At 42.2% G+C, this 12,074-nt stretch carries 11 protein-coding genes; 6 read left to right on the forward strand and 5 right to left on the reverse strand.

Annotated elements, in window-relative coordinates:
• Nucleotides 1–213 precede the first annotated feature (213 nt).
• The 3 genes from GTH32_RS18340 (at nucleotide 214) to GTH32_RS18350 (ending at nucleotide 4,502) form a co-directional block, all read left to right on the forward strand.
• A complete protein-coding gene (locus GTH32_RS18340; RefSeq protein WP_163088508.1) occupies nucleotides 214–1,041 on the forward strand; it encodes an SAM-dependent methyltransferase in 828 nt (275 codons plus the stop codon).
• Nucleotides 1,042–1,053: 12 nt separating this feature from the next.
• Nucleotides 1,054–1,257 (forward strand): hypothetical protein, encoded by a 204-nt coding sequence (locus GTH32_RS18345; protein ID WP_163088510.1) that lies wholly within the window; start codon nucleotides 1,054–1,056, stop codon nucleotides 1,255–1,257.
• Nucleotides 1,258–1,319: 62 nt separating this feature from the next.
• Complete coding sequence (locus GTH32_RS18350; RefSeq protein WP_163088512.1) at nucleotides 1,320–4,502, forward strand: tetratricopeptide repeat-containing hybrid sensor histidine kinase/response regulator; 3,183 nt, start codon at nucleotides 1,320–1,322, stop codon at nucleotides 4,500–4,502.
• A 45-nt stretch (nucleotides 4,503–4,547) separates the two neighbouring features.
• On the opposite strand, the gene GTH32_RS18355 is transcribed toward GTH32_RS18350, so the two are convergent.
• A complete protein-coding gene (locus tag GTH32_RS18355; protein ID WP_163088514.1) occupies nucleotides 4,548–4,973 on the reverse strand; it encodes an OsmC family protein in 426 nt (141 codons plus the stop codon).
• Nucleotides 4,974–5,270: 297 nt separating this feature from the next.
• On the opposite strand from GTH32_RS18355, the gene msrA reads away from it, so the two are divergent.
• Nucleotides 5,271–5,864 carry a peptide-methionine (S)-S-oxide reductase MsrA gene (gene msrA, locus GTH32_RS18360; protein WP_163088516.1) on the forward strand — a complete coding sequence of 198 codons (594 nt, stop codon included), beginning with the start codon at nucleotides 5,271–5,273 and terminating at the stop codon, nucleotides 5,862–5,864.
• A 65-nt stretch (nucleotides 5,865–5,929) separates the two neighbouring features.
• Nucleotides 5,930–6,439, forward strand: coding sequence for a DUF421 domain-containing protein (locus GTH32_RS18365; RefSeq protein WP_163088518.1), 510 nt, complete (start codon nucleotides 5,930–5,932; stop codon nucleotides 6,437–6,439).
• A gap of 53 nt (nucleotides 6,440–6,492) precedes the next feature.
• Here the strand turns inward: GTH32_RS18365 and GTH32_RS18370 are convergent, their stop codons facing one another.
• Both GTH32_RS18370 and GTH32_RS19755 read right to left on the reverse strand, forming a co-directional pair.
• On the reverse strand, nucleotides 6,493–7,071 hold the full coding sequence (locus GTH32_RS18370; protein ID WP_163088520.1) for an exopolysaccharide biosynthesis protein: 579 nt from the start codon (nucleotides 7,069–7,071) through the stop codon (nucleotides 6,493–6,495).
• A 197-nt stretch (nucleotides 7,072–7,268) separates the two neighbouring features.
• The gene (locus GTH32_RS19755) at nucleotides 7,269–9,848 is read right to left on the reverse strand and encodes a response regulator (protein WP_163088522.1); all 2,580 of its coding nucleotides are present in this window, start codon (nucleotides 9,846–9,848) and stop codon (nucleotides 7,269–7,271) included.
• Nucleotides 9,849–10,150: 302 nt separating this feature from the next.
• Here GTH32_RS19755 and GTH32_RS18380 point away from each other — a divergent pair, with 302 nt between their 5' ends.
• A complete protein-coding gene (locus tag GTH32_RS18380; RefSeq protein WP_163088524.1) occupies nucleotides 10,151–11,008 on the forward strand; it encodes a PA4780 family RIO1-like protein kinase in 858 nt (285 codons plus the stop codon).
• A gap of 40 nt (nucleotides 11,009–11,048) precedes the next feature.
• On the opposite strand, the gene GTH32_RS18385 is transcribed toward GTH32_RS18380, so the two are convergent.
• A complete protein-coding gene (locus GTH32_RS18385) occupies nucleotides 11,049–11,363 on the reverse strand; it encodes a substrate-binding domain-containing protein (RefSeq protein ID WP_163088526.1) in 315 nt (104 codons plus the stop codon).
• 28 nt (nucleotides 11,364–11,391) lie between these two features.
• Nucleotides 11,392–11,838 carry a DUF3010 family protein gene (locus GTH32_RS18390; RefSeq protein ID WP_163088528.1) on the reverse strand — a complete coding sequence of 149 codons (447 nt, stop codon included), beginning with the start codon at nucleotides 11,836–11,838 and terminating at the stop codon, nucleotides 11,392–11,394.
• Nucleotides 11,839–12,074: the final 236 nt, after the last annotated feature.

Consider the following 12,074-nt stretch of genomic DNA (forward strand, 5'->3'; position numbering starts at 1 on the left):
GCCGAATACGATTCACTATGCGACAGTGGAAAGCTGCACTCAAATGGTACAGCTCTATAGTAGACGGGGCCTGGGCCGGATGTGCATGAAATTAAATTCGTGGGGATCCCTCAGACTCTGACCCCTTTATTCTCTAATCTATGCCATAGTAAATCTTGCGAATCTCATTTATAGTAAATCTCAGCCCCAGCGCGATAATCGGTAAAGGAAACAATGGACAAGGTTAAAAAGGGATCATTAGTTATTGTTGGCACCGGCATTAGCGTGGCTGGTCAATTGACGTTGGCGTCTAAAAGCTACATTGAAAATGCCGACATTGTATTTATGGGTATCATGAACAAAGTTGGCGAGCACTTCGTCAAAAAACTAAACCCCAACTGCGTTTCTCTTGATGACCTTTACCAGCAAGGCAAATCTCGCGCTGTAACATATAGTCAAATGACTGACCGTATTGTGCAAAGTGTCATAGAAGGTTTTAATGTTTGCGTAGCGTTTTATGGTCATGCGGGGGTATTTGTCACGCCCTCCCATGAGGCTATTCGCAGAGTTCGCGAACTAGGCTTAGAAGCGAAAATGTTGCCGGGTGTATCTGCTGAAGACTGCCTGATTGCTGACTTGGGATTAGATCCCTCGCGATTCGGCTGCCAGTCTTATGAAGCTACACAGTTTTTGTTTCGTGACTATCGCATCGACCCTTATATGACGCAGATTATTTGGCAGATTGGGTTAGCGGGTGAGGCATCTTTAAGTGTACTCGATGCCAATCAGAACCAAGCCGGCTTAGCCATGCTGACAGATATATTGCGGGAACATTATCCCGAAGACCACGAGCTTATTATATATGAAGCTGCAACCTTGCCCTTATGTGAGCCCAAAATACAGAAGGTTTTACTTGGCGAGCTAATAAACACCAAAACAACATTAATATCGACACTCGTAGTGCCTTCTTTAGGCTTACCAGCTTACCGACAAGACCGTTTGGCCAAGCTAGGATTGACAAAACAACAAGTTATTGAATACAGAACCCCCAGTGTAAACTAACAGGAAATAAAAATGGCAAAATCAATTGTAGATTTCTTAGTAGAGTTGGACACCAACAGTAAATTGATGGAAGCGTATAAGCGAGATCCGGTAACAACAGCAAGCGATTACGGCCTCTCTCAAGAAGAGCTCACCCTAATTAAAGAGAAAAATTGGGACGAGGTTTCAAAGCGCTTTGACGATACAGAAAAAGCCATTCGCGTCGTTAATTATTAGCTCATATACAGCAAACTGTGAAGTGTCGTCTCCGCGTTTTAATTAGTGCTATTGTTTGCTCAATGGCACTTTTTGTGTTTGCTTTTCAGGCGGTGGCAGATAGTCCTCCTCCTTCACAAGGCTTATTCGACGAGTTAAAAGAGCGAATAAGAAAAAACGATGCTTCCGTTGAAACAACACTTATAAGTTTAGAACAGTTTTTCGCTGCCAACCCAGATGAATACAACCATGCCGGTTTTCTAAATCTTAAGGCTTACACCCATATTTTAAAGCAGAATTACATTGCTGCATACGAAACCATTCTGGAAGCCCGAGACCTCGCTAAAACCGCCAAGAATACGATTGCGCTAGCGGAATCGTATCGATTGGAGGGGTTAATATTAGATTTTTCTGGGGAGCACGCAACCGCATTAGAAGCATTGAATCGCTCTCTCGCTCTGTACAACGAAGCCCAAAGCAAGCGAGTTTTACTTGTTTATAGCACAATGGGGAATGTTTACACCTCGCTAAAAGACTTTGATCAAATGTTGTCATTTAGCCGCCAGTACCTGTCTACAGCTCAACGCCTAAATAGCCCGCAAGATGAAGGCATCGCCTACTTTTTTCAAGGTTATGCCCAAAACGCGGTAGAAAAATATCAAGACGCAAAGGTGAGCTTATTGCTAGCTGAAAACCTGCTAAGTGAGATGGACTACCCCTTTATAAGCATTGTTTACAACGCCATGGCAGGACTGTACATTGCACAGGGAAATTTAGCCGAGGCGCTTAAAAGGCTTAACCAAGCAGCCGAAGCCGATCGTCAGGTAGGTTTTCGGTATAACGAGGGAACATACTTACTCCAACTCGCCAAAATTTATAAGCAACGTGGAGAAACAAAGCTTGCAATAGCGGAACTAGAATCTGGTCTCACCAGGGATGTAGTGCAAAATGACAAGGTGTTGCTACTTGATCTTCTCGAGCAGTTAATTTTACTGTCTGAAAGTACAAATGATTATCGCACCGCACTAAATTATTCAAAGCAATATCGCAAAGTTTATAAGCAAAGTTTTAACGAACAACAATCTAGATTACTGGCATTGAATCGGGTTCGCTTAGCCATATCAGAAAAAGAAGAGATGATAAGACTGCTAGAAAAAGAGAATCAGCTAAAAGAACAGCGTAATCTTATTCAGCAAAAACAAAACACCTACCAACTCTATTTCATCGCAGGCGTTATTTTATCATTAATACTGGTTATCGGCCTTTTGATTCGTACCCGACAACAGCGCAGAGCGTTAGATAATCTTACTCATGATCTGCGCAAAGCCACTAAGGCTAAGTCTGATTTTCTTGCACGTATGAGCCATGAAATTCGTACACCACTCAATGCGATCATTGGTCTGACTAAACTTTCCCAGCGCGCGGCCGAAACGCAAGAGCAACAAACTAACCTTGTACAAATAGAAGGAGCCTCCCAAACCCTTCTAAGCGTAATCAACGACATATTGGATTTTTCAAAGATTGAAGCTGGAAAATTAGATATTGAGTCAACGCAATTTAATTTAGGGTCTTTAGTGAACCGCACCATTCGCCTTCATGTTGGCCGCGCCAATGAGAAGCATATTGAGCTAATACAACATATTGCTCGAGATGTGCCGCTTAATCTAATTGGCGATCCTCTGCGAATTCAGCAAATATTAAGCAATTTATTAAGTAATGCGCTTAAATTCACAGAAGAAGGGCTCGTATCAGTTAGCGTTAGATGTACCGATGACGAAGATAAGATTTTGCTTGAGTTTGAAGTAAAAGATACTGGTATAGGCTTAAGTACTAAACAAAAATCCAAGCTCTTTAAGCCGTTTAATCAGGGAGACGAATCTATTTCACGGCGCTACGGTGGAACCGGGTTGGGGCTAACGATTTGTAAACAACTTACAACGCTAATGGGCGGTGATATTTGGGTTGAAAGCCAGCTAGGAAAAGGTGCCAGTTTTTATTTTACGGTGATAACCGAGCGTGACCCCGCCCAAAATTCCATCTCGCCCCCTATGAAATTGTCGTCACTCAAAGTACTTATTGCAGATGATATCAGTGTTTCAAGGCGAGCAATATCAGAGGCTTTGTCTAGCGCCGACATCAAAGCAGATATAGCAACAGGAGGGCAAGAGGCTATTGCAAAACTTCGTGAAGCCACTGCCTGCGAAACCCCTTACGACGTGCTCATCCTAGACTTTAAAATGCCTGATATAGACGGTTTAGAGGTTGCAGCTATCATGAACCAAGAATTTGTGAAGAAAAAAACCAAGGTCATCATGTTATCGGCATTCGAGTCGCCACAAATGCGTGAACAAGCCAAACAACTGGGTATTCATAGCTTTATCAAGAAACCCTTTGCCACAACTGAATTGGTAGATAAGCTAAAAGAGCTTTGTTTGAACAGTCCAAACCACTCATTAGATGCTGAGAAAATTCATGCACCAAACTTAGCAGGAAAAAAAATCCTTTTTGCCGAGGACAATAGCCTTAATCAGAAAGTCGCATTAGGCTTATTAAAAGACACCCACGCGACGATTAAGGTAGTAAGCAACGGATTAGAAGCCTTGGATGTCCTTCGCGAAGACGCCGCATTTGATATTGTGCTAATGGACATTCAGATGCCAAAAATGGACGGCCTAGCTGCAGCACGAGCCATTCGAAATGAGTTGCGACTCCCACTTCCAATTATTGCCATGACTGCACACGCAATGCAGCAAGATATTGAAAAAAGTTATGACGCTGGAATGGATGGACATATAAACAAACCCGTCGATCCTAACCGTTTTTTCGACCTGCTGGTTGAAATACTAGACGGACAAAAAGCGACATCGTCAGCTAAAGGGGCACATAAATCCAAGCCCGCCTCATCCGATCCAATTGTCCCCTATTCCTTAGCATTTATTGATAAAAAGCAAGCTATGCAAGCGTTGCTAAATGATGAAGCCTTGTACAAAGTGCTACTAAACGACTTTATTGCGCTTCAACCCGAATTAGAAACCCTTAGAAAAGCGATTGAGGAACGGGACTATAAGACCATATTACGGATTGCACATATTTACACTACGGCGCTTAAATATATAGGCGCCTATGCGTTAGCAGAACTCGCGAGCTCTATAGAACTGGTTATTCAACGAAATGAGCAGCTAGATACCGAAGGGTTTATTGTGCGCCTAGATTTATTTCACCATGAGCTAAGACAGATGAATGACAAGGTTAAAAAACTTAAATAATGGGGTCAGAGTACATTTCGAGAAAAAGTACTCTGACCCTTTTTTCTACAGCTTATATTCTAGGGTTATCTCGGCATCTAAAAGCTTCGAAACTGGGCAATTTTCCTTGGCATCGTTCGCTATCTTAGCGAATTCGTCCTCACCAATACCCTCTACACTGGCTTCTAAGAAAAGTGCAGACTTACTTATCTTATAACCATCGCCGGTTTTATCTAAGCTAATTTTTGCCGTTGTGTTTAGCTCGCCATCGTCATACCCCGCTTCAGCTAAAGCAAAAGACAACGCCATAGTGAAACAACTTGCATGGGCTGCACCAATAAGCTCTTCAGGGTTAGTGCCTTTGCCATCCTCAAATCGTGTATTGAATCCGTAGGGCTGGTTAGATAATGCACCGGTTTCTGTAGAAATACTGCCCTTACCTTCCTTGCCTAAAGGCTTATAAGCTGCGCTTCCTGATTTAACTATGCTCATCTACTATCTCCTTACTTTTTCGTTCAAACCAATAGTGCGGTTTGCGATTAAAAATATAACAGTGCAAATGCTCTGCCGAAGTCGAATCATCGCTGCAGCCCTTTATTTATAGGTGTAACTCATCAATGCTTGGTCAAACGTGGTAAATAAATGTGCGTAGGCTACATAGTAGAATGAAAATATTACGCGGGAATAATGCATAAATAAATGAACGTTCTTTCAACTTAAACCGTTCTGTATTAGTAATAACAAACATATACATTCCCCTTTTTAATAGTTAGTTTTTATAGGTTAACAATGAAATCTATCATACCTGCCCTGTTGTTGAGCACCGTTACTATTGCACCTGCTATTAATGCTGATGAAGCGATTTTAGCCGGTGGATGTTTTTGGTGCATGGAATCAGATTTTGAAAAGTTAGAAGGTGTAACTGAGGTTATTTCTGGGTTTACAGGCGGTAGTACGCCTAATCCTACCTACAATGGAGATCATACAGGGCACTATGAAGCAGTGAAAATAACCTATGATGAAAACAAAGTATCTTACCGCGAAATACTTGCTCACTATTGGGTGAACATTGATCCTTTTGATGATCGCGGTCAATTTTGTGATAAGGGCCCAAGCTACTTGAGCGCCATATTTGTAGCCAATAAGCAAGAACGCAGCATTGCTGAAGAAACCAAAAATGCGGTAAAAGCCCAGTTTCCTAATCAAAAAGTAGTAACCCCTATTTTAGATGCATCTCCCTTTTACCCGATAAAGGGCGATGAAATTGGTCACCAAGACTTCTATAAGAAAAGCCCCGTTCGCTATAAGCTATATCGGTGGAACTGCGGGCGAGACGAACGCTTAGAAGAAATTTGGGGCGAAAAAGCGACTGGAAGATCGTAAACCTAATTTAAACGAAATAACAATGAGTATAGCCTCGTGCGTTTCGAGAAACGGAGAAAATTGATATGTTTAGTACCGACCCCACTTTGGATGTATTACTGAAAGGCTTGCTATTAACTACAATGGGGATGTTCTGGGTAGTATTACTAGTACGAATAAATGGTCTTCGTTCCTTCTCAAAAATGACCAACTTCGACTTTGTTATGACAGTGGCAGTAGGGTCATTGCTAGCAAGTGCATCTCAAACCAATAACTGGAGTTCCTTTCTACAGGCCGTAGTCGCCATGGCCGCGTTATTCCTGGTGCAGTCGGTTACGGCTTGGTTACGCAGACGCTCTGAAAAGATAGAAGCGATTATGCAAAATACCCCCGTTATATTAATGCGCAACGGCGAAGTTATAGAAAGTGCGCTAGCTGAAACCCGCGTCGCCCGTAGCGACCTATTGGCAAAGCTTCGAGAAGCGAATGTGCTAGATATGCAACAGGTTAGGGCTGTGGTTTTAGAAACAACGGGTGATATCTCCGTACTTCACGGCGACCATTGCGCTAAAGAAATGCTAGAAGGAACAAAATAAAGTGATAAAGGGGTCAGAGTACATTACCTCAAAAAGTACTCTGACCCCATTATTCAAAGTACGCCAACCGTGGTGAATACAAGGTATAGCGTACCTAATTGAAGCACAGACCCCACGCCAATAAACACGCCGTCTCTATTGGTCATACCTATTGCCGTAATGCACAGTGCAAATGCGGGTAAAGCAACAGCAAATGGCAACGCTTCAAGGGGGATCATACATAAAGCAGCGACGGCGCAGTAGCCTGCGATAATATTTTTCATAGGAGATTGCGAAAGTTGCGTAAACCTCGGGCGCAATAACTTTTCCACCCGCTCAATTTTAGGTTTGGCTTTGTCTACGGCGGTTTCAAGTTTATCGGTTGAAATTTTCTGCTTGGTTAGTTTATTCGGCAACCATGGGCTTTGCTTTCCCGCCGCAGCTTGTACGCAAATGAGAAAAAGGGTTATCCCACAAAAGGTAGGTACGCCGGGTATAGCGCCGGTAGGCAGAAGAGCAATTAAGGAAGGTATTAGAAGCAAAGGTCCAAAGCCTCTATCTTCAAAACGGGATATAATCTCTCCCGCAGATATCTTATCTTTATCTTCTTCATTAACCAGTTTGTTAAGCAATTTGCTAATCGACTCGTCCATCGCTGTCCCTATGCAATAAAAAGAAGTTACCTTTGACTATACGGCTACACAGCGAATGGGTTTAATTCTTAATATATTCGATTGAACGAGTAAACGTTTATTGGAGAGCCTACGTTGCTACTAAGAACACTAAAAATACAAATTTCTACACCGTAGATTATAAATAATAATGCCTCCCAAAAAATCGCTAAGCAGGCTTAATCTAGTCGAGATTTTACTGCAGCAATGAGGTCTTGTTTCACCACCGGTTTAACAATATGGCCTTGCATGCCAGCATCAAAACACCGTTTTTTGTCTTCTTCCATGGCATTAGCCGTCATGGCCAAAATAGGAATGTGATCCCACATTTCGTTTTCGCGAATACGTTCAGCGGCCTCTACGCCCCCCATAATAGGCATTTGCATATCCATCAGTATTAAATGTGGCCTAAACCCAGTGGCGAGTAAGTCTAGGCACTCCTTCCCATTTTCCGCAAATTTAACAATCGCGCCTGCACTTTTTAGCATGGCGCCCGCCACCTGTTGATTAATGGGATTGTCTTCAACTACTAAAATGAGTGTTTTGGCCAGTGTTTTTTCGGCGTCTTGGACTATGGGCTTATCGGCAGAGTCTTCTGTAGAGGAGTTACAAGAAATAACCGTATCGTACAGTGTCGAAGGCGTGAAGGGCTTGTAGAGTAAATCGTCAACTAGAACAAGCGTGTTCTTATCAAAGTCTTCTGTATTGTGGGAAACAATAACTAAATGCGTTATCGCTTTTTGCTCTTTTTGCCATGCCGCCAGTGCCTCTTTGCTGATAGCGTTTAAAATAGTTTCATCAATTAAAATAACCCTAGGTAGGCTGCTCGATGATTTGTGTGCATCTAAATCTTCTACATTTTTTGCGACATAAGAAGGCCAGCCCAGTACTGAACATTGGCGTTTAATACCGGTTTCTACGTTCACGTTCTGGGTAAATATAATGGCTTGATACGACTCTACGTCTTGCTCGTTTGAGCTAGCCTCTTGCTCATTAGAGGCTTTTTTCAGTACAACATTGAAATGGAATTTGCTCCCCTTCCCTTTTTGACTTACCACGCCAATTTTTCCATCCATCATTTCAACAAGTTGTTTGGCAATGCTCAAGCCCAACCCGGTACCACCAAACTTATTATTTGTCTCTCGAGTTGCCTGGGTAAATGCTCCAAATACGCGAGTGACTTGCGCTTCAGTCATGCCAATACCCGTATCTTTCACTTCAAATCCCAGTTGAACTGACTCTTCGGTTTCAGAGAGTAAATCAACGTTTAGATTTACTTCCCCGCGTGAGGTAAATTTAATCGCATTACTAATTAGGTTGCTTATAATTTGATTTAGTCTAACTGAGTCACCCACTACATGCGTTGGGCATTTAGGGTCGATATCAATCCACAACTCTATGTGTTTACCGTAAGCAGCACGGCTCATCATTTTCCCAACTTGATTGAGCAGGCTGTCGAGCCTAAACGGTGCTTCTATCATATCGAGCTTACCCGCTTCAATTTTAGAAAAATCCAATACATCATCGATAATACGACTTAGCAAAGAAAAGCTTGTGAGTGCTTGTTCAATATTGTCATTAATTTTCTTGTAGTTACGCTCGCCTTGGGTAATTTGCAGCAAGCCATAAACACCATTCATAGGCGTGCGAATTTCATGAGACATTCTGGCAAGAAAATCGGCTTTGGCTTTTTCAGCATTGGTGGCTTTGTTTTTTGCCTTTATCGCTAGTTCTTTTTCCAAATTCAATTGCTTAAGTAGTCGAACAAGCAGATATGCTAACCCCATTAAAAACAATGCCGACACAATAAAGCCAAGAACAATAAATTGTTTAGTACGTTGCATGTAAGCCACAACGCCGGCAGACTTTTCCATGACTAACCAATAAAAAGCGTCTTCAATATCAGTATCTTTAGTATTACTGCTACTAATAGGGATCTTCCCGTACTTAAAATTTGATAAGAAGTGCGCATCCGGTGTGTTATCTTCAGTGCCCGTAAAGCGGTTTTCAAAACCAGGAAACTGCATACTTACTTGGTTCTTTGGTCTATCAAGCAGCCACCCCCACGCTGTGTCATTCGGGGCAGCAAGAAAGAATCCGTCGGGGTTTATTAACCAGTGGGCACTTTGGGTTTGAAGCTTATTTAAGCGTAAGAAAACCTGCCGAAGGTCGAAATTAAGTACAACTAAGCCCTGTACTTCCCCATCAACACGGTACTTAGCGACGCTTCTGATAGTGGGCCGGTAGGGAAGTTCTATAACGCCTCGCTCTTTATTTAAATCTAACGGCGATATGTAGTAATCTTTCTGCGACTCAACGGCTTCAATAAAGTAGTATCGATTTGCTTTGTTTTGCAAATCTTGGGTATCACGCCAAATGAATGTTCCCGACGATTTTTCAGCACGTAATTGCTCTTGCCCATCCAATGTAATATAGCGAATTTGCTGCAAATTAGGATAAACGTCAAAAAGCGCAGACCAATGTGCTGAAAGGTAGCGTTTTGCATCACCTTCATCTAACGCATCATGTATCAGGGGGCTTTTGCTTTCTTGGATAGCGATTGAACGTGCGTCTAGAATGACGTTGTTAATTTGATTTTGAAAGTCTTTTTGCAGCACATCAAACTGCTGTTCTATAGCTTCGTTACTAAACCGCTTTGTTTCTATCCATAATATGTTGGCTAAAACTGCCAAAATACATATAAATAGCATACAAAAAATAGAAATAATGAGTGCTGACTTCGATACTTTGCGGAACACAGTGCATCCTTTCGCTTTAACGCAACGGCTGTAAAACAAGACTAACGTATAGTATCTTACTTGTAATCGCCAACAAATGTACATTTATTTAACGCCTCGGCTTTAACACCCAATAGAAAAGCGAAACATGATAAACAGCATAGCTGTTTAGACGGTGCATTTGTTTACTGGCGATAATAAATGCCATTTCACTACTACTTTTAAGCTTTGGGGCTGATATACTGCATTAGCGAATTAAATAAACCACACGGGGCACAGCTTTAAACCATGACAATAAATCAACTTCATTTAGCAGGTAACAAGTGAAGGTACCTAAACGCCTACAACCGCTCGTCAGTGATGGTTTAATTGATGAGGTTATAAGCCGCCTGATGAGTGGCAAAGAAGCCGATGTTTTTGTAGTTCGCTGTGATGACCAGATTAGATGCGCAAAGGTTTATAAAGATGCGGTAAAACGTAGTTTTAAAAAAGCTGCGCAGTATCAAGAAGGTCGAAAAGTGCGGGGTGGCCGTCAAGCCCGTGCCATGGGTAAACGCTCTAGCTATGGACGGCAAATAGAAGAAGAAATTTGGCAAACTGCAGAAGTTGATGCCCTATCTCGCCTACATGAAGCTGGTGTTCGAGTACCTGATACATATTGCTGTGTTGACGGTGTATTACTGATGGAGCTAGTGAGTGATAAAAATGGTGAAGCGGCGCCGCAATTAGGCCAGGTTAGCTTCAGCAAAGAAGAGGCTATAGCACAGCATAAAGTGATGATGCATAATATTATGTTGATGCTTTGCGCGGGCATTATTCATGGCGATTTATCCCAATTTAATGTACTTGTTGACGACAAAGGCCCTGTTATTATCGATTTACCACAAGCGGTTAACGCTTCGGCTAATAACAATGCACAAGCAATGTTCACCCGTGACGTAAATAATATTCGTCGTTATTACAGCCAATTTGCGCCCGAGTTATTACATACTAACTACGCAAAAGAAATGTGGGCACTGTTTGCAGAAGCTAACCTAACTCCCAATTCTATCCTTACTGGTGAGTTTGAAGACGATAGTGAAGCCGCTGACGTAGACGCTATCCTAGAAGAAATACAAGCTGCGGAGGATGAAGAGCAAGACAGGCTTGCTCGTATTAATTTTTCCGACAGCACGACATAACTGTCTTATAGGCTTTACAAGTAAAAACTTATCGTCGGCATCAAGTTTGTTTCGCCGCTGTTGATTCTCGGATAAGTAACGTGCATTGAAATTCGTTTTCCGATGTATCATTTGGTTTACTTAGAATATTACTAATAAGCAATTCGGTACTGCGCGCCGCCAGCTCCCGCAAAGGTTGTTGTACCGTAGTCAATGTTGGCCATAGTTGTTGAGAAATACGCGAGTTATCAAATCCAGCTATAGACAAATGAGAAGGTAACTCTAGACCCATTTGACGCGCAACTTTCATCACAGCCGCTGCCATAGTATCGTTACTGGCAAATATCGCACTAGGCGGCGAAGCCTGTGTAAGCAAACTTTTAGCGCAGCTTTCACCTGATTAATCATCCGCTTGTTTGTGAAAGATTATCGTTTTTCATTAGCCATGCATAAGCGGTAGTAAAAGCAGTTTCTTGAAATTGCTTTAATCCAGTATCTGCAAAAGGCACTGCAATTGGGTTTCTGCGTAAGGACTCTTTAATATCAGTTGGGCTGAATACAACAACTTCTAACCCTTCAATTAATTCAATAGCCGCTTCTAGTTTGAAACCAATGGCACTGCCTGCAAATTTACCTTTGCTTTGACGTTGGCGAATTATCACAGCATCAATTTTGTAATCGGCAACAAGTTTAGCGAAAGTACTCTGAAAGCTTTTCAGCCCTTTGGCACTGGTATCTGCTAACGTTAAGCGACGCGTACGACAGTCGGGAACATGAAACAACCCATCAACAAGAGACAACAAACACACCGTTGCGTCGTTGCTTTTAATATCTACACCACAGACTTTCATATTAATTCCTATTTACATTTATTCCCCATTATAACGTGTTTCGCCAAGGATATTTATCAACTCGCATTTTTCTTTAGAAAAGGGGTCAGAGTACTTTTACGTCAATAAAGTACTCTGACCCTGAGGGATCCCCACGAATTTAATTTCATGCACATCCGGCCCAGGCCCCGTCTACTATAGAGCTGTACCATTTGAGTGCAGCTTTCCACTGTCGCATAGTGAATCGTATTCGGCAA

This window comes from Alteromonas profundi (genome assembly GCF_010500865.1).
Taxonomy (GTDB): domain Bacteria; phylum Pseudomonadota; class Gammaproteobacteria; order Enterobacterales; family Alteromonadaceae; genus Alteromonas; species Alteromonas profundi.